Below are 23833 nucleotides of genomic sequence, written 5' to 3' on the forward strand. Positions count from 1 at the left end.
GTAAGTCAACTCGCTCAATTGGATATTGCCAGCTTTCCACGTTCTGGTACAGGCAATGTGGCGAGAGTGTTGCAATTGAGCTTTGCTGATCGTGCCCGCCTAGTTCTTTCGACCTAGTTGCGCTAGTGCCTATGCATGAGCTTTTGTATCGGACCGAAGAATGGGCGGAAGCAGGGGGAGTGCGTAAGCTGAGAGCATATTCAAAAAGAGTTTGCCGGGCATGTTCTGCCCACATGATATGGAGAAGCACAATGAGTCATTTTCTGGATAGATTGAAATTCATGTCCAAGGTGAAATCCACCTACTCCGACGGGCATTGCGCGGTTGTTGATGAAGACCGCAAATGGGAGGACGGTTACCGCAGTCGCTGGCAACATGACAAGATCGTACGCTCCACCCATGGTGTGAATTGCACTGGTTCGTGTTCCTGGAAGGTGTATGTCAAGAACGGCCTGATTACCTGGGAAACCCAGCAAACTGATTATCCCCGTACCCGCCCTGATTTGCCTAACCATGAACCTCGTGGCTGCCCGCGCGGGGCATCGTATAGCTGGTATGTGTATTCTGCCCAGCGTGTCAAATATCCCATGATACGTGGCCGTCTGATGGAAATGTGGCAAGAAGCGCGCAAGACCATGGGGCCTATAGCGGCATGGGAATCCATCAGCCAGAATCCGGAAAAAGCTCGGCGCTATAAATCAGTACGTGGTCTTGGTGGCTTTGTCCGCGCTGACTGGGATACCGCACAAGAAATCATTGCGGCAGCAAATGCCTTTACTGTCAAAAAATTTGGCCCTGACCGTGTCGTCGGTTTCTCGCCCATCCCTGCCATGTCCATGGTGTCATATGCGGCAGGTTCACGCTACCTGAGCCTGATCGGTGGTGTTTGCCTGTCATTCTATGACTGGTATTGTGATTTGCCACCAGCCAGCCCGCAAATCTGGGGTGAGCAGACTGACGTACCTGAATCCGCCGACTGGTATAACTCGACTTATCTGATGGTATGGGGTTCAAACGTGCCACAAACCCGTACGCCAGATGCCCATTTTTATACTGAGGTGCGGTACAAGGGAACAAAAACCGTTGCCGTTTCCAGTGACTTTGGCGAGATGGTCAAGTTCGGCGATATCTGGATGGCGCCCAAGCAGGGCACGGATGCTGCACTGGCCATGGCCATGGGCCACGTGATCCTGAAAGAATTCCACCTTGGTAACAAGTCCGCTTATTTCCGCAACTACGTCAAGCAATACACCGACTTGCCCATGCTGGTGCGCCTGGTAGAACGCAATGGCGGCATCGTGCCTGATCACATGCTGCGCGCTTCTGAATTGCCAGACAATTTGCATGAAGCCAATAATCCGGAATGGAAGACCTTGGCGATTGATGAAAGTACCGGCGAGATCGTCGCTCCGAATGGTTCCATTGGTTATCGCTGGGGCGAAGGCAAGTTTGATGAAGGTGCCAAAGTCGGCCGCTGGAATCTGGAAGCCAAGGATGGCAATACGGGCCGCGCAATAGATCCTTTGTTGAGTCTGGTAGGCCAGCAAGATGAAGTGGTCAGTGTCGCGTTCAATTATTTCGGTGGCGTTGATGCCAACGACATGATTTCCCGTAACGTCCCTGCCAAAAGAGTGCAACTGGCCGATGGCAGCACAGTGCTGGTAGCGACCGTCTATGACCTGACTATGGCCAACTATGGTGTCGATCAAGGGCTGGGCGGTGCCGTTGCCCATTCTTATGACGACGATATTCCTTATACCCCGGCATGGCAGGAAAAACATACCAGCGTCAAACGTGATCTGGTGATACAGGTAGCCCGCGAATTCGCACAGAATGCCCACGATACCGAAGGCAAGAGCATGGTGATCGTCGGTGCCGCGCTGAACCACTGGTATCACAACGATATGATCTATCGCGGCATCATCAATATGCTCATGATGTGTGGTTGCGTAGGCAAATCGGGTGGTGGCTGGGCCCATTACGTCGGCCAGGAAAAACTGCGTCCGCAATTTGGCTGGGCTCCGCTAGCCTTTGCCAGTGACTGGACCCGTCCGCCACGCCAAATGAATGGCACCAGTTTCTTCTATGCGCACACCAGTCAGTGGCGTCATGAAAAACTGCATGTCGATGAAATCTTGTCGCCAACAGCAGACAAGTCCAAGGTCAGCCACATGAGCATGATAGACATGAATGCCAAGTCTGAACGCATGGGCTGGTTGCCGTCTGCGCCACAGTTGGAAACCAATCCGCTGGATGTTTGTGACGCCGCTGCTGCTGCCGGACTGGAACCGCAAGAATATTTGAAGAACAGCCTGAAGTCAGGTGCCATCAATATGAGTTGTGATGATCCGGACAATCCCAAGAACTTCCCGCGCAATATGTTTGTCTGGCGCTCGAATATCCTGGGTAGTTCAGGCAAGGGCCATGAATACTTCCTCAAGTATTTGCTGGGTACACAAAACGCCTTGTTCGATGATCCTGATGAAGCGGTGAAACCCAGTGAAGTCAAATTCCGTGAAAAAGCGGCAGAGGGCAAGCTTGATTTACTGACCGTGCTGGATTTTCGCATGAGCACGACCTGCCTGTATGGCGACATCGTGTTGCCAACTGCAACCTGGTATGAAAAAGATGACTTGAATACTTCTGACATGCATCCATTCATTCATCCCTTGAGTGAAGCCGTACAACCTTTGTGGGAAAGCCGCACCGACTGGGAAATCTATAAAGGTATCGCCAAGAAATTCACCGAAATTGGTGGTGATTATCTGGGTACTCGCAAGGACATTGTATTGCAACCGCTGATGCATGATACGCCAGGAGAACTGGGCCAGGCCTTTGAACCCAAGGACTGGAAAAAAGGTGAGTGCGATCTTATCCCGGGAAAGACTGCGCCAAATTTCGTCGTGGTTGAACGCAACTACAAAGACATCTACAAAAAGTTTACTTCTATCGGCCCCTTGCTGGACAAGCTGGGGAATGGCGGCAAGGGCATCAACTGGAATACCGAGCATGAAGTGCATGAAATCGGCGGTATAACCAAAGTGGTGACTGAAGAAGGTGTCAGCAAAGGCAGGCCACGTCTGGAAACTGCCATTGATGCCTGCGAAATGATACTGACCTTTGCCCCGGAAACCAATGGCCATGTCTCGGTCAAGGCCTGGGAAGCACTGGGCAAGATCACAGGCCGTGATCATACCCACCTGGCAGTCGGGCGTGAACATGACAAGATACGTTTCCGCGATGTACAGGCACAGCCACGCAAGATTATTTCTGCGCCCACCTGGTCCGGCCTGGAATCGGAAGAAGTCAGCTACAACGCCGGTTACACCAATGTGCATGAACTGATCCCATGGCGCACACTGACCGGTCGCCAGCAGTTTTATCAGGACCACCGCTGGATGCTGGATTTTGGTGAAAGCATGTGCGTGTACAAGCCAGCAATCGACACCAAGACGGTAGCGCCGATGCTGAACAAGTCACCCAATGGTGAGAAAGAGATCGTCCTCAATTTCATCACACCGCATCAGAAGTGGGGCATACATTCGACTTACTCAGACAATCTGCGCATGCTGACTTTGAGCCGTGGTGGCCCGCATGTCTGGGTATCGGAAATTGAAGCGAAAGAGGCTGGACTGGTCGATAACGACTGGGTAGAAGTTTTCAATAGCAATGGCACTTTGACTGCCCGTGTCGTCGTCAGCCAGCGTGTGCCCAAGGGCATGTGCCTGATGTATCACGCACAGGAAAAAATTGTGAATACCCCAGGTGCAGAATTAAGTGGCAAGCGCGGTGGCATCCATAACTCAGTGACGAGAGCGGTATTGAAACCTACCCACATGATAGGTGGCTATGCACAACTGGCGTATGGCTTTAATTATTACGGTACGGTAGGTAGTAACCGGGATGAATTTGTGGTGCTCAGAAAAATGAAAAAAGTCGATTGGCTGGAAGGCAAGCTGGAAGAAGGAGCCGCATCATGAGAATACGCGCACAAGTAGGCATGGTGCTCAACCTTGATAAATGCATAGGTTGCCATACCTGTTCAGTGACTTGCAAAAACGTCTGGACCAGTCGCGACGGGGTGGAATATGCCTGGTTCAATAATGTGGAAACCAAGCCGGGCATAGGTTATCCCAAGGAATGGGAAAACCAGAAGAAATGGCAAGGTGGCTGGAACCGGACGCAGGGTGGCAAGCTGGAGCCAAAACAGGGTGGCAAGTTGCGTATCCTGGCGAATATTTTCGCCAATCCCAATCTGCCATCGATTGATGATTATTACGAGCCTTTCACCTTCGACTATGAGCGCCTGCAAAATGCGCCATTGTCCGAGACGCCACCAACTGCCCGTCCAATTTCTGTCATCACTGGCAAGAAAATGGAGAAGATAGTCTGGGGGCCGAATTGGGAAGATGATCTGGGTGGCGAATTCAGTTCGCGTAGCCGTGATGCCTTGTTTGAAGGTGTGCAAAAGGAGATGTACAGCACATTTGAAAGCACCTTCATGATGTATTTGCCACGCTTGTGCGAACATTGCCTGAACCCGGCCTGTGTTGCATCGTGCCCATCCGGTTCCATCTACAAGCGTGAAGATGATGGCATCGTCCTGGTTGACCAGGACAAATGCCGGGGCTGGCGCATGTGTATCTCTGGTTGCCCTTACAAAAAGATTTACTATAACTGGAGTTCGGGCAAGGCTGAAAAATGCACTTTCTGCTACCCTCGCATAGAAGCCGGGCAACCCACGGTTTGTTCAGAAACTTGTGTAGGCCGTATCCGTTACCTCGGCGTCTTGCTGTATGACGCAGACAAGATAGAAGCGGCTGCATCCGTGCCAGATGAAAAGGATTTATACGAAGCCCAACTGGGTTGCTTCCTCGACCCGCATGATCCTGCAATCATTGCTGAAGCGCGCAAGCACGGCATACCTGAAAGCTGGATCACGGCTGCGCAAAAATCGCCAGTCTACAAAATGGCGATGGAGTGGAAGATTGCATTCCCTCTGCATCCTGAATACCGCACTTTGCCCATGGTCTGGTATGTACCACCACTGTCGCCTATACAAAAAGCAGCAGAAGCTGGCCACATGGGCATGAACGGCATTATTCCTGATGTGAAGTCACTGCGCATACCTGTCCGTTACCTGGCCAATTTACTGACTGCCGGCAAGGAAGAACCGGTGCTCAAGGCACTCGACCGCATGCTAGCCATGCGTGCCTACAAGCGTTCTGAAGTCGTGCATGGACAACTCGATCATGCAGTCTTGCAGCAAGTTGGCTTGACGGCAGAACAGGTGGAAGACATGTATCAAACCATGGCGATTGCCAATTATGAAGATCGCTTCGTGATTCCTTCTTCACACAAGGAAATGGTGGAAGACAGTTTCAATGACAAAGGTAGTTGCGGCTTCACCTTCGGCAATGGTTGCTCAGGTGGTACATCGGATACTTCCCTGTTTGGCAAGAAGCCACAAGGCAGTGTGATCTTTGTCGACATGCCAAAATCGCGCAAAAAAATGTCGACGACAGAATAAGCCAGACCGATGACACAGAAAGGAAATCGTATGCAAATCTATCGCATCTTGTCTGCCTTGCTCAGTTATCCGCAAGCCGAACTGATCGCTGCTATACCCGAAATCAAACTGATACTGGCAGACATGCCCGAGTTTGACGAGCCACTGCAAGCACTCCTGGATGAATTGCAAGGCAAGCCGCTCATCAGGCTGCAAGAAAATTATGTCGCCAGCTTTGACCGCACGCCTTCCCAGGCCCTGCATCTGTTTGAACATATTCACGGCGAAAGCCGTGACCGTGGTCAGGCCATGGTCGATCTGATTGAAGAATACCGCCGCTATGGTTTTGAACCAGAAGCCAGTGAATTGCCAGACTATGTACCGCTGTTCCTGGAATTCCTGAGTCTGACCGATGAAGAAACCGCTGGCAAATTATTGGGTGATGCCATTCATGTCATCGCCGCCATAGGCATGCGCCTGCAGCGCAATGACAGTCCTTATGCCAATGCCTTTCTCTTGTTGACATTGCTGACCGACGTTGTGCCGCAAGAGCAGGGTGAACCACCGGTACGCGATATGGACGATGCCATGGAAACCTTTGGGCCAGGTGCAGATGGCGTGGAACCCCTGTTACGACCGCAGATGGGTAGCAGCCAGGTCGTCAATTTTTATCCGCGCCAGGGTAATTCCGGCGCAGCCAATGCCACTCCCAGACAATCATCAGTGAGCTGATCATGACTTATCTACATCAATTTATTTATGGGATCTATCCCTACATAGCGCTGGCCATTTTCCTGCTTGGCAGCCTGGTGCGTTTTGAGCGCGAGCAATATACCTGGAAGAGCGATTCTTCACAGATGCTGCATGCAGGCAATCTGCGTCTGGGGAATATCCTGTTCCATATCGGTGTACTGGGTTTGTTCTTTGGTCATCTGGTCGGTTTGCTGACACCGGTTTTTGTCTGGGACAGCCTGGGTATCAGTCATGGTTTCAAACAAATGATCGCCATGGTCGCTGGCGGCGTGTTTGGTAGTCTGTGCCTGGTCGGTTTGCTGATTTTGATGCACCGCCGTCTGAGTGATCCACGCATTGCGGCGGTGACACGTACTGGTGACAAGGTTTTGCTGGTCTGGATTTTTATTACCCTGGTCCTGGGTTTGTCCACCATTGTTGAGTCTGCCAGTCACAGGGATGGTCACATGATGGTCTTGTTGATGACCTGGGCACAGCATATCGTGACTTTCCGTGGTGATGCTGCTGAATTCATCGTGACCGCACCCTGGTTGTTCAAGGCCCATTTATTCATGGGTTTGAGCCTGTTCGTACTGTTTCCATTTACCCGCCTTGTACATGTCTGGAGTGGCTTTGCTGCCGTGGGATATCTGGGCAGGGCCTGGCAATTGGTGCGTTCTCGTTAAGCGCGCAGTGAATATCAACATCTTGAAGAATGAGTGGGGAGAAAATCATGCCTGTCATCGTCAATGGCTATGAATTAAATGATACTGAGATGGAAAGCGAATTACCTGGGCACCAGGATGCGCCAGATCCTGTAAAAAGTGCCATGACGGCATTGGTCTTGCGCCGTGTTTTGCTGGATGAGGCCAAAGCCCAGGGTTTGCAGGGAGAAGATGAATTCATTATCGACCATTTGCTGGAAAAAGAAGTACTGGTTCCTTTTCCCGAGCGTGCAGAATGTTTGCGCCAGTATCAAACTCATCCTGATCGCTTTACCGTTGGTGAACTGGTGGAAGCCAGCCATATCCTGTTTCAAGTCACCAATGCCGTCGACCTGGACGCCCTGCGTTTGCATGCTCAAAGCGTGCTGGATGAATTGCTGGAACGTCCAGAACGTTTTGCCGAGCTGGCTCGCGCCAATTCGAATTGTCCTTCGGCAGAAGTGGGTGGCAATCTGGGGCAACTGAGCCGCAGGACGACCGTGGCCGAATTTGAGAAAGCCATCTTTGCTGCCAGCCCGGGCTGCATCATTCCTCGTCTGATAGAAACACGTTTTGGCTTGCACATCATTCAATTGGGCCGCAAGGCTGAGGGTAAACTGTTGGCATTTGATGAGGTGCAAACCCGAATTGCGACTGCCATGCATGCTGCCAGTCATCAGCATGCGCTGCGCCAGTATCTGCAATTGCTGGTTGGACGCGCCAGTATTTCCGGTATAGAACTGCAGGGGGCAGATAGTCCCCTGCTGCAATGAGATCGCATTAAAAGGAAAGATGATGTCTCAGGCAATGAAGAAAATGGTCGCTCAACACAAGCACTTGAGCCAGCTTGGCAAACGGGGTGACAATGGCGCGCAGGTGTGTTGCCACTGACATCCAGTATTCTTGCGGTTGTGCTGTTTTTCAAGGCAAGCTAAAGCCAGGCGCAACTACATTTTATAAATCAGTTGCAGATAGATGGACCTGGGGGCCATCGGCAAGTCATTCGGTATGGCCAAACCAGGTGCAATGCTGGGTTCGCGTATGTCGGCGTTAAAGAGATTCCTGACGGTGGCTGTCCATTCCCATTTGCCGCGTTCACGCTGTGAGCGCAGGCTCACATCAACACTGGTGTAATCTGCAATCGCCGGACGGGAATCACCAGCGGCGCGGCGACGGTCTGCCACCCAGTTCACTTGTGGGCTGAGGGACCAGCCTGGAATGATTTGCCAGTCTGCCCTGGTATACAAATGATGGTGTGGTGCATAGCCTGCATCAGCGCGTGTACTTTCATCGACCGAGTGTTGATAAGAATAATTGGCCAGGATCTTCAAATCCTTTTTTACATCCCATTGTAATTCGGCTTCCAGCCCGCGACCATTTTGATTGCCGGTATTGAAGTAAGTGGAACCTGTGCCAGGCGTGGGATTGGCGACCGCCCGGATAATATCCTGCATGTCATAGCGGAAGATATTCAGGTTCAGCAAGACATCCTTATTGGCTTGCCAGGACAGGGCTAGCTCAGTCGTGGCAATGCGCTCAGGCTTCAGATTGGGATTGCCGTTGGCAACAGGGTTGAGGCCGTAAGACTCATTGAAAGCTGGTGCACGGAAGGCGCGACCATATAAAAATTTCGCTGTCAGGTCATACCTAGCATCCCACACCAATGCCAGGCGCGGATTGGTAGTGCCACCAAAGTCCGAATAATGATCGTGGCGCAGGCCTGCCGTCATGGTCCAGTCCTTGGCCAGGTTCCACTCGTCTTGCAGATACAGGTAATTATTCTTTCTGCGGGTAGGCAGGATATGAGGTTGTATCTGGCTATAGTCCATGACAGGCCCGCTGGGGATCGGGATGCCAGCCGGGCTAAGCAAGAAATTCTTGATGGTCTGGGTGCGGTAGAGATTGACATCATCATGCCCAAGTCCCACACGCCACTGATGATCAGCCCATCCTGAGTAGCTGGCAAAGGCCGACAGGCGGAATTGTCTTTCCCAGCGCGAAGGGCCGCCTATCATGCCGTTGGGGAAAGTCCCGGTTGGTAATCTTGTCCCTGGTGGCAAGAGTTGCAGGCTGCTTTTTTCCGTATAGTATAAGAAGCTCAGAGTACTCCCAAGTGTCCAGTCTTTTGCGAAAGCCGCATCTATCCAGGACAGGTCACTGGTCAATCTTTCTGTCGTGGCACCACCACCAAAGTCGAGTGCCGACGATACTCCGGCCCCGGTTTGCAATTCTGTTCGGCTTAGCAGACTGGAACGCCAGTGCCAGTTGCCTGTGCTGAGGTCCAGATTGGCATCAACTGGATTAAAGCCTGTATGCACACTGCCAGGAGCCAGGCTGGCATTAGTAGAAAACAGCTTGTCATTTCTGGACTGTGCATCAGCAGTCAACACTTCTTTTTGACCATCGGTGGCACCAGCACGAAGATAAGCGGCAATCTTGAAGGGACCCCACTTCCCGCCATGCAATACCCAGGCATCACGGGTGCGGAAAGAGCCCACACCTGCACTCAAAAAAATGCCAGGAATTTCATCTGCCGTTTTGGTGATGATATTGATGACACCGGAAAAGGCATCTGCACCATACAATGCGGAGCCAGGGCCACGTATGACTTCAATTCTAGAAATATTTTCTACCGAAATACCATGCCACAGCATTTGGCCCTTGTCGCCAGTATATGAAGTGGTCATGGGGATGCCATTCTGCAATACCAGCATATGTGGATTGGTCACCCCGCCGCCGCCTATGCCGCGCATGATATACGCAGGGAAATAGACAATTGCGGCACGGCTTACATGCATGCCAGCGATGGTTTCAAGTACCTGATCAATGTCGGTAAAACCCTGGGCTCGTATATCTTCAGCAGTGATCACAGATGCTACCGCCGGAGCCCGTCGCAGGCTTTGTGCCTTGCCGGTGGCAATACTGATCATGGATTTATCGCCATATACCAGCGCCAGGTCTTCTTCTTCATTGACATCTGCTGCAATGGCTGAGCTACTTAGCAAAGTTAATACAGAACTCATGGCCAGCAAGAGACGGAATGGGGATGGGAATGGCATGGTTTCTTGTGTTTTTGGCTCCAACTAAAGGAGTGTATATATTCTGATTGAGGTTAGCTTAATCCAGTCGTGGCAGACTATCAAGGTAAGTGCTACCGATTTGAGGAAATGAAACTGATTTACAACGACTGTAAAATATAGCGGAAAAGCAAATAGCCAGTGCTATCATATATTTCCATATTTGCCCTTTTTTCATGGTTTAAGAAATGATGCTTATCACCATCGTTGTCGCAGCTAGCTTGTTGATGCTGGCGGGGGTTTACAGTTTGTTCAATAGCTTGTTTTTGTCTCGAACCGGCCATTGTCCAAAAAACTGGAACAGACTCTGTTTGGGTAGCTTGTTGGCAGGACTGGTGCTGGGCCTGGCTTCCTGGCTGGGCACATTCTGGATGCTCTTACCCTTTCCTAATATCGCTGGTGAGGGTTGGTTCGCCGGGTTTCCCTATATGGCAGTGTATATCGATGCCACTGGCTATCACTACCAATTCAGTTTTACACGAGCCAGTGTGATCGCCAATGCCGTGTTCTGGTTTTTGTTGCCCATGGCTGGCCTGCATGTGTATGGCCGGCACTGGCGTCGTCAACAGCAAAAGGCCGCTTGAGATTTCACTTTATCTTGGATGGTTCTTGCCTATACTGATGACACCAGTCAAACAGGGAGTCACAAGTGAAAAAACAAATTTTCCCGTTTTCCATGGTGGATGTTTTTGCCAGACAAACGCTGGCCGGCAACGGCCTGAGTATTTTTGTGCTTGAGCAAACCCTGTCCACCTATATGATGCAGGCGATGACCCGAGAAATGCGCCAGTTTGAGAGCATCTTTTTACAAAAACTGGAAACTCAGGGTAAGTGGCGTGCCCATATCTTCACGATGGAAGAAGAATTGGGTTTCGCCGGCCACCCCATTATTGGTGCCGCCGCCAGTTTGCATCAGGGTTTTCATCCTGAAGCTGAAACTGCAGAGTTCGAGTTTGTTTTGAATGAACGTAGTGTTTTTGCCCGCAGCAGACAAGAACATGGCAATTTTTTTGCCGAGATGAATCAGGGCAAAGCCAGTTTCAATGAACCCTTGTCGAGTACCAGTACAGAAACATTTTTGAAAGCGCTAAACCTGCATGCGCATGATCAGGTAACGGACTTGCCTTTGCAAGTAGTGTCGACGGGCCTGCCTTATCTGATCGTGCCAATACAGCAACACCTGGACAAGGCTCGTATCTGCCATGAAAAATTTGAAACCTTGCTGGCGGGCGTGGGGGCAAAATTTGTCTACGTGCTTGATGTTAACCGCCGTGAAGGGCGCACCTGGGACAATGACGGCAGAGTTGAGGACATCGCCACCGGTAGTGCCGTCGGGCCGGCTGCGGCCTATCTGGTCAGGCACCGGCGCGCGCAGGCTGGTGATGCACAGATTTTTGCCCAGGGAGCATATGTACACCGCCCCAGCGAATTGCATGTGTGCGTGAATGCAGATGATGAAACTATTTTAGTGCATGGGCAGGTTTGCCTGGTGGCCAAGGGCGAGCTTTACGTTTGACTGCAGGTCTGATTTTTCGTCCGCCATGGGAGTTGTCTTTTTGCCAGTGCAGGCATATCCCCCAAAAGAACTAGTCGTTCATGGCTTTGCGGCGAATTGTGTTGTGCCCTGTCTGCCACCACAATGCAGATATGGAAAATCCTGTCTACCTCAGCCATCCCGGTGCTCTGGCAAGCACAAGCAGCTCGGCGGTACCGCCACTGGTGGATCGTTTTGGTCGGCGCGTGAGCTATTTGCGCCTGTCAGTAACAGATAAATGCGACTTGCGTTGCACTTATTGCATGCCCAAAGGTTTTTCAGGTTTTGCAGAACCAGAAAGCTGGTTGCGCTTCGATGAAATACAAAGGGTGGTGGCAGCTTTTGCCCGCATGGGCACGGCGCGCTTGCGCCTGACTGGCGGTGAACCCTTGTTGCGCAAGAATTTGCCCGAGCTGGTGCGGCAACTGGCACCGCTGCCTGGCTTGCAGGATATTTCCCTTTCCACCAATGCGACACAATTGCATAAACATGCCAGGCAATTGTATGCAGCGGGTGTCCGGCGTATCAATGTCAGCCTGGACAGCCTGGACAAAGCCTGTATGGAAAAAATAACCGGACGTGATAGTCTGGCCCATATCATGGCAGGACTGCAGGCTGGTAAGCAGGCAGGTTTTCATCCCATCAAATTGAACATGGTACTCATGCGTGGCGTGAACGACCATGAAGTCATGCGCATGGCCGAGTTTTGCTTTAAAGAAGGCTTCATCCTGCGTTTAATCGAAGCCATGCCCATGGGGGAAACCGGGCGCAATTCCCAATATATGGAAGTACAGGCACTGCGTGAACAATTGGTGGACAAGTTTGGCCTGGTGCCGCTGGCTGAAGAACTGGGGGGCGGCCCGGCACGTTACTGGGGCTTGCCAGATGGCAGCGGCAGCATAGGTTTTATTTCGCCGATCAGCCAGCATTTTTGCGCAAGCTGTAATCGTGTGCGCCTGTCAGTCGATGGCACTCTGTATATGTGCCTGGGACAAGATGAAAAACTGGCATTGCGGCCGCATTTGCGTGCCGGTATCGATGACGCCGGGCTGGATGCCTTGATACGTCAGGCAATAGAACTCAAGCCTGAACGCCATGAGTTTGCAACCCAGCCACATAAGATAATCCGTTTCATGTCGCAAACGGGGGGCTGAGAGTGGTGGTAATAACAGGAATGGGCTAGTCATATGGAAGTTAGAAACATCCACCAATTCATAGAAGGTTTTCAGCGTTTTCAGAGCAAGTATTTTGCTGGTACTGAACCCTTGTATGAAAGACTGAACCACGGGCAAGACCCCAGCACCTTGTTGATAGGCTGTTGTGATTCCCGGGTAGATCCAGCCTTGCTGCTTGACTGCGACCCTGGTGACATTTTCGTGATCAGAAATGTCGCCAACCTGGTGCCACCCTGCAATGAACTGGGGCACCAGCAAGGCGTCAGCGCGGCCATACAATTTGCCGTGGAAGCCTTGAATATCAAGCGCATCATTGTCATGGGCCATGAAAAATGTGGTGGCATACGCGCCCTGATGCAGGGGTATACACCCAGTCGCAAAATTGATTTCATAGGCCGCTGGATGAAAATAGTAGAACCGGTCAAGCAACAGGTGCTCAGTCAACTTGCCCATTGCAGTGCTGCCGAGCAAAATCGTGCCTGTGAAATGGGAGCGATACTGATGTCACTCAATAATCTGCGCAGTTTTCCCTGGATTTCAGAACGGGAGGCAAGGGGGGAGATAGCCTTGCATGGCTGGTATTTTGATATGAGTCAGGGCGCCTTGCTGGCTTATTCTGAACGCTCGGATGGCTTTCTTCCCATGGTATGTCCCCTGGGTATTGCGCATGCTGAGATGACGCATACAGACAAATAAGGCTTACACTATGGTTTTCGCTTCACTGTTCAGGCATCCATGAACACCTCATTTCCTTTGCCACTCAGAAAACGGATGACTTTTCGCATCCTGCTGACCACCATCATAGGCCTGAGTCTGACTCTGATGGCAATTGCCTATACCTTGTTGCTGTCCTGGCAACTGGAAGGCGGGGCGGCTGCCATCAATGAGGCTGGCAGCTTGCGCATGCGTTCTTACCGCCTGGCGCTGGTGCTGGAGCATGCGACACAAAATAGTGAAATACAAAATGAATTGAAGCAGTTTGACGCAACTTTATCGGACCTGCAGAACGGTGATGCGAAACGCCCCCTGTTCTTGCCTGCAACACCGGAAATTGCAACGCAGATGGCAAAGGTCCAGCGTAGCTGGCTGACACTGATACAGCAGGATGCAAAGGCTGCCTTGCTGACCAGTGACCCTGCCATGCGCCAGGCTGCAGTCACGCAATATCGACTTGACTTGCCCCCTTTTGTGAATGATATCAATCTCCTTGTATCCATGGTGGAAGTGGAGTTGGCGGGCAAGACTACCTGGTTACGTCTGTGCCAAACCGTGCTGATCTTCATGTCGCTGGCAGCCAGCGTTGCCATGCTCTATCTTTTGTACCTCTGGATCATTGGTCCGGTGACCCGCATGCAGGCAGGCATTGCCAGGATGAGTGAAGACGATCTCGGTGTGCGGCTGCCGATAGAAAACGCAGATGAATTTGGTGCGCTGGCAGCAGCTTTTAACACCATGGCAGATCATGTGCAAAGCGCCCACAAAATGCTGGAGCAGCGCGTGCAGGATAAAACCCATAAATTGCAGGCACAAAATCACGAGGTCAGTACCTTGTATGAAGTTGCTGCCTTTTTGGCCGGGCCGCATGCCATAGAAGAATTGTGTCGGGGGTTTTTACACAGGATCATGCAGCGCATACGAGCTGAAGGTGGCACAGTCAGGATACTCGACAAGAGTAATGGCAATGTGCATATTACTGTGCATGAAGGCATCTCAGAAAAGATGATTGAAGAAGAGCATTGCATCAAAAAAGATGATTGCCTGTGCGGTGCTGCCATTACGCAGGGGGTAGTCCTGGTCAGGGATTTCCGTCAATTGAATCAATTCAAACATTATCGTTGCCAGGATGAAGGATTCTTTTCCATTGCAGTGTTCCAGATCGTCGCACTTCAGCAAGTCATAGGCAGTTTTTCACTGCATTTTGATAAAGAGCGTTGTATCACTGGTGAAGAAAGACGTTTGCTGGAAACACTTGGGCAAAACCTGGGTGTCGCCATTGAAAACCAGAGGTTGATCGCCCATGAAAAAGAGTTTGCCGTTTCGCAGGAGAGAAATTTACTTGCGCAAGGTTTGCATGACAGTATCGCCCAGGGTTTGAATTTTCTTAATTTGCAAGTGCAGATGCTGGAGGATTCCATCCGGCGCAATGATAGCCAGGAAATTGCCGACATCGTTCCCTTGCTTCGTGCTGGCATAGAAGAAAGTTATGAAGACGTGCGCGAGCTTTTGCTGAATTTTCGTAGTCGCATGCAGGTTAATAATCTTGAATCAGAAGTCCGCAATGTCCTGGCAAAATTTGAGCGCCAGAGTGGCGTCTCTGGTACGGTAGAGGTCTTGGGTAGCGGAGCACCACTGGCACCTGAACAGCAACTGCAGGTCTTGTTCATCCTGCAGGAGGCCTTGTCCAATATACGCAAGCATGCCCATGCCAGCGCGGTGCATGTAAAGATAGATAATCAACGCGACTTTGAACTGGTCGTGGCGGATAATGGCAGAGGTTTTTCCGTAGCCGATGCCAGTCAGAGATCGGAAGATCATATAGGCTTGCGGATCATGCAGGAAAGAGCGCAACGCCTGTCCGCCCAATTTTCCATACAAAGCACACCCGGAAAGGGCACCACATTATCCCTGAGTTTGCACCATCAGGAAAGACTGGTAGCATGAATCACAGAGACGAATAGATGACTATAAAAATATTGCTGGTTGATGACCACACCTTGTTCCGCAGTGGGATTAAGTTACTGCTGCAGCGCAATCCCGAATTTGAAATCGTTGGTGAAGCTGCCGATGGGCTGGAAGGCATTAAACGCGCCAAGCAACTGCTGCCGGATGTGGTCTTGATGGATTTGAATATGCCAGGCTTGTCTGGCCTCGAAGCCATGCAATTGATCGTCGAAGACCTGCCGCAAATAGCCGTCCTCATGCTGACTGTTTCTGAAGAAGCTGAAGACCTGAGTACGGCACTGAAGAGTGGTGCACGTGGCTATTTGTTGAAAAACATAGAAGCAGACTATCTGACCCAGGCCATCAAACGTGCCGCAGCAGGAGAGCCAGTGATTGCCGAAGCCATGACAGCCAAGCTGGTCATGCAGTTTCGAGCTGGGAATCATGCTGTAAGTACCCCGGAAAAAGAAAAGCTCACGCCTCGTGAAAGGGAAACCATGGTCTGCCTGGCACGCGGTGAAAGCAATAAGGAGATCGCCCGCAATCTCGACGTGGCTGAAAGCACAGTAAAAATTCATGTGCAGAATATCTTGAAGAAATTGAACCTGAGCAGCCGTGTGCAAATCGCCGTGTATGCAGTTGAGCATGGTCTGGATAAATAAATCCCTTCTCCGTTTGCCTGCCTGAATTAGTCCTGTTGACGTATGGCTTAGGCGGGCTTCTGCTTCTACACTTGATCTCTGTCAGTCTGGCGGAGAACTAAGATGAGCAAGATCAATTTGGGCAATTTACTGGCGAATCAAAGCTTGTTTCGCCATATTTCAACATTCGAACTGGAATCACTGCAAAGAGAAGTTTGCAAACTTGAGCTAGGCAAAGGCCTCAGCCTGTTTCGCAAAGGTGATCATGCTGATGCCAGTTTTATCCTGGTATATGGCCTGGTCAAGCTGGGCATACCCTCCTCACACGGTAGCGACAAGGTGCTGGAACTGATACGTCCCGGACAAAGCCTGGGCGAAGCCATGCTGTTTCTGGATGAGCCATATCCCTTCTATGCCGAAGCACTGGAAAACAGTCTCTTGCTGAAAATACCCAAGATGGCACTGTTACGCCTGCTGGATAGTTCACCCGTGATTGCCCGGCAAATGATGGCAGGCCTGTCTTACCGCTTGCTGGGTTTCATTCGCAATGTAGAACGTTATTCCCTGCAGAACGCCACGCAACGCGTGATTGATTATTTGTTGCAGACTTCGGCAATGCAAAGCACGAATGATGTCAGGCTGGAGTTGAAAAAGAATCTGGTTGCCTCGCTATTGAATCTGACCCCCGAAACTTTATCGCGGGTCTTGCATCAATTGATGGATGAGAAAATGATCAGGGTATGCGGCTCTACCATACATATTATCGCCCCGACAGATACCCTTAAATCTTATCAGGGTAATGCAGCGCTTTCCTGAATAATTGACGCAGGACAAAGACGCTGGTGATGAATCTCGCTAGCATCGGTTTTTCTGCATACGAAGTAATTGGCCCTGGCCTTATGAAAACTTGTGAACTGGTCGCTCCTGCCGGTAGTCTGCTTGCCTTGAAGGCAGCGGTGGACAAAGGAGCCAATGCCATCTATCTGGGCTTGCGCAATGCCACCAATGCGCGCAATTTTGGTGGCCTGAATTTTTCTGACTATGATATACGCCAGGGTGTCGCCTACGCCCATGCGCGTGGTAGGCAAGTCTTGTTTGCCATTAATACCTTTCCACAAGCCAGGGTTGCGGCTGAGTGGCGGGCAGCCATCGATACCGCAGTACAAATGCAGGCAGATGCCGTGATCCTGGCTGACCCTGGCCTGATGGCGTATGCACGGGACAGGCACCCAGATTTGCGCCTGCATTTGTCAGTACAGGGCTCGGCCACCACCGTGGATGCAATAGAGCTGATGCGTGAGCAATTCAACATCAAACGTGCAGTCTTGCCACGCGTGCTGACCTTGCTGGAGATAGAAAAGATCATTCAGCAAACCTCGGTGGAGATCGAAGTGTTTGGTTTTGGCAGTCTGTGTGTGATGGCAGAAGGGCGTTGTTTGCTGTCGAGTTATGTCACTGCAGATTCGCCGAATAACAAGGGCGTCTGTTCACCTGCCCATGCAGTCAAATGGGAAGAGCGTGATCAGGTCTTGTATGCCAGATTGAATGGTAGCCTGATAGACCGTTACGCAGCAGACGAAGCCGCAGCTTATCCGACACTGTGCAAGGGGCGTTTCCAGGTGGAGGGAAAAACCGACTATGCGCTGGAAGAACCAACCAGCTTGAATACGCTGGCATTATTGCCCAAACTCCTGAAGATGAGGGTGGCGGCAATCAAGATAGAAGGGCGCCAGCGTAGCCCCAGTTATGTGTCGCAAGTGGTGGCGACCTTGAGGGCGGCACTTGATGCTGCCAGCATCAATCCCGAACGGTATTCGCCAAGGCCAGACTGGCAAACTACGCTGGCCAAACATGCTGAAGGCGCCCAGGTGACACAAGGGGCCTTTGAAAGGCCTTGGAAGTAATCATGCAGACATTACAAATTTCTTTGGCACCGCTGGCCTATTACTGGTCTAAAGAAGCGACTTTGCGTTTCTATGTCGATGCCATGCAGTGGCCGGTCGATATTGTCTATCTGGGAGAAGTCATTTGCTCACGCCGTCATCAAATGAAGCTGGAAGACTGGCTGGCACTGGCAGCCGAATTGCGCGCGGCAGGCAAGGAGGTGGTCTTGTCCAGCCTGACTTTGATCGACAATGATGCCGACAGGCGCAATTTGCATAAACTGGTCGAGCGCGCTATGGCCGCAGGTTTCATGATCGAAGCCAATGACTTTAGTGCTGTACGTGCCGTGCAGATGGCGGCGGCCGGGCAGGATCATGGTTTTGTCGCCGGACCACATTTGAATATCTATCATGAAGGCACTCTGGCCTGGCTGGCAACGCTGGGTGCGCGCCGCTTTGTGCCGCCGATAGAAATGTCTGGTACTGATCTGGCTGCCTTGCAGCAGCAAAGGCCTGCACATGTAGCAACCGAAGTACAAGTCTGGGGCAGGCTGGCGCTGGCATATTCGGCGCGCTGTTTTACCGCGCGTCATCACCATCTACGCAAGGATACCTGCGAATTCCGTTGTGAAATGTACCCAGATGGACTGGCATTGTCCACCCGGGAAGACCAGGAATTTTTGACCATTAATGGCATACAGACACAAAGTGCCACTTGCCTGGATCTGGGCGCGCAATTGCCTGAACTGGCGGCCATGCAGGTGGATGTACTGCGTCTGCAGCCGCAATCGCAGGGTATGGAAGCGGTAGTGCAGGCTTTTCACCTGGCACGACAGGTCAGGGGTATAGCCAAAGTCGATGCTGCCTGTTTGCCTGCACATGCGCAACGCAGCAACGGTTACTGGCTGGCCCGGCCTGGCATGCAATGGCAAGAAGCTTGAAATGAATGGAACTCCACATGCAAATAACTAATTTCCGCTTCCCATCAACATGCGCAAAAATTGGCGGCCTGTTACCAGGGCCGCTAGCCAGCGCCCCTTTAATGCTGATGCTGGAATTTGCGCGCAGGCGCGAGTACCTGGTCGCGCCAGAATCCCTGTATGGAAAATCTTTCACCATGTTGATAGAAGACCTGGGCTTGAAACTATGCTTTAGCTGCCAGCAAGGCAGGTTCAGGGCTGCCAGCAATGGCAGTGTCAGTGATGTGACGCTATCAGCATCCGCACTGGACTTTATTCAACTGGCCTCTGGCATGGAAGATGCGGACACTCTGTTTTTTCGCCGCCGCCTGAAAATGGAAGGCGACACTGAACTTGGTATCGCCGTCAAATACTGGATAGACGCCAGCGAAAAACCAGCCTGGCTGGCGGGATTTGCACGACACATCAATACAGGCTGATTAATGTGGTCTGATGCATCTGGCAACAGATGGATTGCAACACGTTCTAAAAAAACAGGAGTTGAGTATGAAACGTCTTGCCCTCGCGCCCCACCGATTGTATTTTTTTCTTGGCGCGCTTGCCGTGGCTTTGCTATTTTCTTGGTGGTGGTGGCAAGTGCAGGCACAGCAAATGCAAACCATCGCTTTGCACGCACTGGTGATGCCCCTGGGTGTATTCCCCTTATTCATACTGGGTTTTACATTTACTGCCGGGCCACGCTGGCTGGGGCTGGATGTGCCAGACCACTATTTCCTTTTGCATGGTGTGACTTACTTCATGGGCGTGGCACTGGTGCTGCTGGCCTCGGCTCTGGGTTGGCACCCCTTGCGTTCATCCGGCTTTGCTTTCATGTTGAGTGCCTGGCTGGCGGTCACCTGGCGCTGGGCTGCACTGGTGCGCATGAGCAAGGTGGACGACAAGATACATCCCATCGCCTTGCTATTTGCCATGACGGGTGGCGCGCTGGCCCTGGTTGCCAGTTTGCTGTGGAGCCTGGGTATGCAAGAGACCTGGCAGGTCGGGCGTGAACTGGCATTTTTTGGATTTTTATTGCCAGTATTTTTAACGGTATGCCATCGCATGCTGCCTTTCTTTACCAGCAATGTCTTGCAAGACTATGTGGTCTGGCGCCCATATCGGCTGCTGTACGTGTGGTTGGGTGGTTCAGCTTTGCTGGCCCTGACTGCATGCCTGAATCTGTTACTCGTACAAGCCGTCGTGGCTGGTCTGATGAGCCTGAGTTTTGCCTATACATCCTGGCGTTGGGGTTTGTTGCGCAGTTTGCAAAATCGCTTGCTGGCCATGCTGCACTTGTCTTTCGCCTGGTTGACGGTGGTGTTTGCCTTGCAGGCAGCGACGGCACTGGGCGCGCCCATAGGTTCGGCGGCGGTTCATGCTTTGGGCCTGGGGTTTATGGGCACCATGCTGGTGGGCTTTGTCAGTCGCGTCACCTTTGGCCATAGTGGCCGCGCTTTACAGGCGAATAATCTGTTGTGGGGGCTCTACCTGGGTTTGCATATTGCCGCTTTGCTCAGGGTGATGGCCAGCCTGTTTGTCATTCCACAGATACTCCAGCTGTCTTCCAGTATCTGGCTGGCATTGTTGCTTATCTGGACTGCGCAAATGTTACCGGCCTATCTGCGGGCCAGGGCAGACGGTAAGGCTGGATGAGGGAAAACCCCGGATGCAATTTGCATGTTCGATACTTTATTGGATTTTTTGAAAGCGATTCTTTAAGCCATCACTCTGCTGACAGCCCCTGCACTTGACGGACTGTTTCAGCCCTGTCCCTGCTGCAATACCCACATGCTCGCTCTTGCGAGCATTTTTTTCGTCTCAATCTCTTATTGTTTTGTAAGTAGTTCAATTACATAAAGTAGTCTAACTACATTAAGTTTTTGTTCTCTTGTGGGGCGTTCGCAACACATTCTGGTGCATTCCAGGCGGTTCGCTATAGTGGTCTTATATGGTGCGTGCATTTTCTTTGTAGTTTTTTGTAGTCTTCGTTTGACATGGAATCTAGTTTTAGTACAAAATTCATTTCGGAACGTTGGGTTCTGATTGTCAGGCTAGTGTTGGGGTGTGCGGTCTGACAGCTCGAAGAGTGCAGGTCAAATAATAGTGTGAGGGGACATTACATGAAACAAGCTACGCAAAAGCGTCGGCAGGGCGACGCTCTGCACCGTTTTTCTTTTAAGTTAAGCCCGGTTGCGGCTGGATGTGCGGTGTTGATATTTGGTATGACTGACATCGCCATGGCACAACAGGCAGCAGAGAATACCGTGGTCGTGACAGGCATACGCAAGGGTATAGAAGAAGCCATCTCGATCAAGAAAAATTCCAATTCCATCGTCGAGGCAATCTCTGCTGAAGACATCGGCAAATTGCCCGATGCTAGCGTGGCAGAATCAATCGCAAGGTTGCCAGGTGTCACGGCACAGCGCAGTCGCTCATCCGGCAAGGCCGCAGATGTCAGCGTGCGTGGCTTGTCCCCCAGTTTCAATGGCTCCTTACTGAATGGTCGTGAACAGGCTTCTACGGGTAATGCCCGCAGCCCTGAGTTCGACCTTTTTCCGGCTGAGCTGATGGGTTCTGTGTTGATCTACAAGACACCAGATGCAGCGCTGGTTGGTCAGGGGCTGGCAGCAACGATCGATCTGAATACGCTCAAGCCTCTTGATTTTGGTAAACGTGTACTTGCAGCCAGTTATCGCAAGCAACGCACTGGCGTAAAATCAGGCTCCGAAGAGGGCTCAGGCGACCGTGCATCTTTCTCTTATGTAGACCAGTTTGCCAACCGTACTATCGGTATTTCCCTTGGTTTGACCAAGTTCAAGGAAGATGGCGGCGGCCAGCAAAAATTTGATTCCTGGGGCGGCTGGACACCAGATGTAGATTACAACGGTGCTATGGTCAAGGCGCCGGGTGGCTTCAAGGCAGATACTGAAACCAGTAAAAGCAATCGCGATGGTGCATCGCTGACTTTGCAATACAAACCAAATAAAAACTTCAAGTCAGCAGTCGATGTCTTCTATTCTGCTGGTACCAACAGTCTCAAGAAAACGGGCCTGGAAGGTGCCGTTGCCGGTTCCGCCGGTGGTTACGACCCCAATGGCGTGTTGACTAACGCAACCATCGTCAATGGCGTCGCTACTTCGGGCACCTTCAGCAACTACAAGGGTGTCGTGCGCAATCACAAGGAAAGCGCCGATGACAAGCTGACATCCCTGGGCTGGAATAATGAATTGAAGCTCGATGAGTGGACTGCGATAGCTGATCTGTCTTATTCGAAAGCCATCAAACATAGCAAGCGCTATGAAACCACGGCGGGTCAGCCTGGTGATGCAGCTTCATTGGGTTCTATCTCATACACTGGGTTTAACGGCGGCAATTTCTCTGATGTCAAATATACGACCAGCCTGAATTATGCTGATCGTGCAGTTGCCAAACTGACTGACGTTGATGGCTGGGGCGGTGGTCCTAACTCTCCTCAGGCGGGTTATGTTGCGCTTCCTGATATCAATGACAAGGTCAGTAGCATACGTTTGATTGCCAAGCGCGATGTGAATTTTGGTCCTGTCGTGGCAGCACAATTCGGCTTTAATTACACAGACCGTGAAAAATCTCGTACTGGTCAGGAAGGTCGCCTGGTCGTCAAGGGTGGCGGTGGTTATGCTGCAGCAACCATGCCTGGTAGTGCCACCTCGATAGCTGGCACAGTTGGTTTGCCAGTCGCCTCATTTGATCCCGATGGTTCTTTGGGTCCGATTTATGAACTGGCACGCTGGGTAGATGCGTCTGTGCTGGCCAAGGACTGGGCTGTGAATGAAAAAGTCACAACAGCTTATGCCATGGGTGATCTGGATGGACAATTGCTGGGGCTGAATTATCGCGGTAATTTTGGCGGTCAATTCATTCATACCAATCAGCGCTCTACTGGTAATCAGGTTGACCTGGCCAAGTGCACAGGTATTACGGTAGAAAGCTGTCCATTTACCACAGTCTCTGGTGGTAAGACTTATTCTGATTTTTTGCCTAGCCTGAATGTTTCTTTTAGCCTGGGTAAAGAGCAGTTCTTGCGGGTTGGCATGGCAAAAGTCTTGTCGCGTGCAAACATGGATGATCTGCGCGCCAGCCAGGAATTCGGCGTAAAAACCAGCGGTCCTTTCCCTATTCTTGGTGGTAGTGGCGGCAATCCAGAACTGAAACCTTTCAGTGCCAAGGCTTTCGATCTGTCATACGAGAAATATTTCGGCAAGAAGGGCTATTTCAGTGTTGCCGGTTTCTATAAGCAACTTGATACCTATATCTACCGTGCGCCGCGTACTTTTGACTTTAAACCTTTCGTCAGTGCGACGACACCTTTGCCAGCGAGTGGTCCGTACAAGGGTTCTACAATAGGTTTGCTGACCACGCCACAAAACGGTAATGGTGGCAATATCCACGGCTTTGAAGTTGCCCTGAATATTCCTTTCTCACTGATCACGCCTGTGCTGGATGGTTTTGGTGTCATGGTGAATCACTCGGATACATCGAGCCAGATTACCTTGCCCGCATTTGGCTTCGGTACATCCAATGTCAGTGCGGAAACCATACCTTTGCCAGGCTTGTCCAAGCGCGTCAGCAACTTGCGTTTGTACTATGAAAAGAATGGCTTCCAGGTGGCAATTGCCGGACGCAAGCGTTCGGACTTCCTGGGTCAGATCAGCGACTTCCAGGATAATCAACAACTGACTTTCATCAAGGGTGAAACCATCGTTGACCTGCAATTGTCGTATGAATTCCAGACGGGTTACCTGAAAGGTTTGTCGATACTGGCACAAGCGAATAACTGGAATAATGCACCATTCCAGCAATACAACACTGATCCTAGCGTCGTTACTGATAAGATCGTTTATGGCAGGACTTATCTGTTCGGCGTGAACTACAAGTTCTAAGCAAGCACATAAAAAACCCCTGTCGGTCTTTGACCCACA

The 23833-nt window shown here is 51.2% G+C and carries 18 protein-coding genes; 17 read left to right on the top strand and 1 reads right to left on the bottom strand.

Going from position 1 to position 23833, the window contains the following annotated elements:
* Positions 1-251: 251 nt before the first annotated feature.
* The 5 genes from H8L47_RS05850 to H8L47_RS05870 are packed head-to-tail and all read left to right on the top strand — an operon-like array spanning position 252 to position 7718.
* Positions 252-3980, top strand: a complete 3729-nt coding sequence (locus H8L47_RS05850; protein ID WP_186952281.1) for a nitrate reductase subunit alpha — start codon at positions 252-254, stop codon at positions 3978-3980.
* Entirely contained in the window at positions 3977-5530 is a 1554-nt protein-coding gene (gene narH, locus H8L47_RS05855; RefSeq protein WP_186952282.1) for a nitrate reductase subunit beta, read from the top strand. The genes H8L47_RS05850 and narH overlap by 4 nt, the downstream gene beginning before the upstream one ends.
* Positions 5531-5560: 30 nt before the next feature.
* Entirely contained in the window at positions 5561-6241 is a 681-nt protein-coding gene (narJ, locus tag H8L47_RS05860) for a nitrate reductase molybdenum cofactor assembly chaperone (protein WP_186952283.1), read from the top strand.
* Between the two features lie 2 nt (positions 6242-6243).
* Entirely contained in the window at positions 6244-6927 is a 684-nt protein-coding gene (gene narI / locus H8L47_RS05865) for a respiratory nitrate reductase subunit gamma (RefSeq protein WP_186952284.1), read from the top strand.
* 47 nt (positions 6928-6974) lie between these two features.
* Complete coding sequence (locus H8L47_RS05870; RefSeq protein ID WP_186952285.1) at positions 6975-7718, top strand: peptidylprolyl isomerase; 744 nt, start codon at positions 6975-6977, stop codon at positions 7716-7718.
* Between the two features lie 174 nt (positions 7719-7892).
* Here the strand turns inward: H8L47_RS05870 and H8L47_RS05875 are convergent, their stop codons facing one another.
* A complete protein-coding gene (locus H8L47_RS05875) occupies positions 7893-10004 on the bottom strand; it encodes a TonB-dependent receptor plug domain-containing protein (protein WP_230413609.1) in 2112 nt (703 codons plus the stop codon).
* A 206-nt stretch (positions 10005-10210) separates the two neighbouring features.
* On the opposite strand from H8L47_RS05875, the gene H8L47_RS05880 reads away from it, so the two are divergent.
* The 12 genes from H8L47_RS05880 (at position 10211) to H8L47_RS05935 (ending at position 23794) form a co-directional block, all read left to right on the top strand.
* Positions 10211-10606 (top strand): hypothetical protein, encoded by a 396-nt coding sequence (locus H8L47_RS05880; RefSeq protein ID WP_186952286.1) that lies wholly within the window; start codon positions 10211-10213, stop codon positions 10604-10606.
* A 65-nt stretch (positions 10607-10671) separates the two neighbouring features.
* Positions 10672-11538 carry a PhzF family phenazine biosynthesis protein gene (locus H8L47_RS05885; RefSeq protein ID WP_186952287.1) on the top strand — a complete coding sequence of 289 codons (867 nt, stop codon included), beginning with the start codon at positions 10672-10674 and terminating at the stop codon, positions 11536-11538.
* Positions 11539-11669: 131 nt separating this feature from the next.
* Positions 11670-12710 (top strand): GTP 3',8-cyclase MoaA, encoded by a 1041-nt coding sequence (gene moaA / locus H8L47_RS05890; protein WP_186952288.1) that lies wholly within the window; start codon positions 11670-11672, stop codon positions 12708-12710.
* Between the two features lie 33 nt (positions 12711-12743).
* Positions 12744-13427, top strand: coding sequence for a carbonic anhydrase (locus H8L47_RS05895; protein WP_186952289.1), 684 nt, complete (start codon positions 12744-12746; stop codon positions 13425-13427).
* Positions 13428-13466: 39 nt separating this feature from the next.
* Positions 13467-15392: a type IV pili methyl-accepting chemotaxis transducer N-terminal domain-containing protein gene (locus H8L47_RS05900; protein ID WP_186952290.1), complete on the top strand. Its 1926-nt coding sequence runs from the start codon at positions 13467-13469 to the stop codon at positions 15390-15392.
* A gap of 17 nt (positions 15393-15409) precedes the next feature.
* Positions 15410-16054, top strand: coding sequence for a response regulator (locus H8L47_RS05905; protein WP_186952291.1), 645 nt, complete (start codon positions 15410-15412; stop codon positions 16052-16054).
* A 102-nt stretch (positions 16055-16156) separates the two neighbouring features.
* Complete coding sequence (locus H8L47_RS05910; protein ID WP_186952292.1) at positions 16157-16849, top strand: Crp/Fnr family transcriptional regulator; 693 nt, start codon at positions 16157-16159, stop codon at positions 16847-16849.
* Between the two features lie 83 nt (positions 16850-16932).
* Positions 16933-17937 (top strand): ubiquinone anaerobic biosynthesis protein UbiU, encoded by a 1005-nt coding sequence (gene ubiU, locus H8L47_RS05915; RefSeq protein WP_186953085.1) that lies wholly within the window; start codon positions 16933-16935, stop codon positions 17935-17937.
* Between the two features lie 2 nt (positions 17938-17939).
* The gene (locus H8L47_RS05920) at positions 17940-18857 is read left to right on the top strand and encodes a U32 family peptidase (protein ID WP_186952293.1); all 918 of its coding nucleotides are present in this window, start codon (positions 17940-17942) and stop codon (positions 18855-18857) included.
* A gap of 17 nt (positions 18858-18874) precedes the next feature.
* Positions 18875-19315 (top strand): ubiquinone anaerobic biosynthesis accessory factor UbiT, encoded by a 441-nt coding sequence (gene ubiT / locus H8L47_RS30210; protein WP_186952294.1) that lies wholly within the window; start codon positions 18875-18877, stop codon positions 19313-19315.
* Positions 19316-19382: 67 nt separating this feature from the next.
* Complete coding sequence (locus tag H8L47_RS05930) at positions 19383-20528, top strand: NnrS family protein (RefSeq protein WP_186952295.1); 1146 nt, start codon at positions 19383-19385, stop codon at positions 20526-20528.
* Between the two features lie 467 nt (positions 20529-20995).
* Positions 20996-23794, top strand: coding sequence for a TonB-dependent receptor (locus tag H8L47_RS05935; RefSeq protein WP_186952296.1), 2799 nt, complete (start codon positions 20996-20998; stop codon positions 23792-23794).
* The last annotated feature ends 39 nt before the right edge of the window (positions 23795-23833 follow it).

It is taken from the genome of Undibacterium umbellatum, assembly GCF_014284125.1.
In the GTDB taxonomy this organism is placed as follows: Bacteria; Pseudomonadota; Gammaproteobacteria; order Burkholderiales; family Burkholderiaceae_D; genus Undibacterium; species Undibacterium umbellatum.

Bases quoted from the DNA above. Each gene is read 5' to 3' on its own strand.
- ubiT (WP_186952294.1), top strand. From the start codon at position 18,875: ATGCAAATAACTAATTTCCGCTTCCCATCAACATGCGCAAAAATTGGC.
- ubiU (WP_186953085.1), top strand. From the start codon at position 16,933: ATGAAAACTTGTGAACTGGTCGCTCCTGCCGGTAGTCTGCTTGCCTTG.
- H8L47_RS05935 (WP_186952296.1), top strand. From the start codon at position 20,996: ATGAAACAAGCTACGCAAAAGCGTCGGCAGGGCGACGCTCTGCACCGT.
- H8L47_RS05895 (WP_186952289.1), top strand. From the start codon at position 12,744: ATGGAAGTTAGAAACATCCACCAATTCATAGAAGGTTTTCAGCGTTTT.
- H8L47_RS05905 (WP_186952291.1), top strand. From the start codon at position 15,410: ATGACTATAAAAATATTGCTGGTTGATGACCACACCTTGTTCCGCAGT.
- H8L47_RS05870 (WP_186952285.1), top strand. From the start codon at position 6,975: ATGCCTGTCATCGTCAATGGCTATGAATTAAATGATACTGAGATGGAA.
- H8L47_RS05880 (WP_186952286.1), top strand. From the start codon at position 10,211: ATGATGCTTATCACCATCGTTGTCGCAGCTAGCTTGTTGATGCTGGCG.
- H8L47_RS05900 (WP_186952290.1), top strand. From the start codon at position 13,467: ATGAACACCTCATTTCCTTTGCCACTCAGAAAACGGATGACTTTTCGC.
- H8L47_RS05920 (WP_186952293.1), top strand. From the start codon at position 17,940: ATGCAGACATTACAAATTTCTTTGGCACCGCTGGCCTATTACTGGTCT.
- narH (WP_186952282.1), top strand. From the start codon at position 3,977: ATGAGAATACGCGCACAAGTAGGCATGGTGCTCAACCTTGATAAATGC.
- H8L47_RS05850 (WP_186952281.1), top strand. From the start codon at position 252: ATGAGTCATTTTCTGGATAGATTGAAATTCATGTCCAAGGTGAAATCC.
- H8L47_RS05875 (WP_230413609.1), bottom strand. From the start codon at position 10,004: ATGCCATTCCCATCCCCATTCCGTCTCTTGCTGGCCATGAGTTCTGTA.
- H8L47_RS05910 (WP_186952292.1), top strand. From the start codon at position 16,157: ATGAGCAAGATCAATTTGGGCAATTTACTGGCGAATCAAAGCTTGTTT.
- moaA (WP_186952288.1), top strand. From the start codon at position 11,670: ATGGAAAATCCTGTCTACCTCAGCCATCCCGGTGCTCTGGCAAGCACA.
- H8L47_RS05930 (WP_186952295.1), top strand. From the start codon at position 19,383: ATGAAACGTCTTGCCCTCGCGCCCCACCGATTGTATTTTTTTCTTGGC.
- narJ (WP_186952283.1), top strand. From the start codon at position 5,561: ATGCAAATCTATCGCATCTTGTCTGCCTTGCTCAGTTATCCGCAAGCC.
- narI (WP_186952284.1), top strand. From the start codon at position 6,244: ATGACTTATCTACATCAATTTATTTATGGGATCTATCCCTACATAGCG.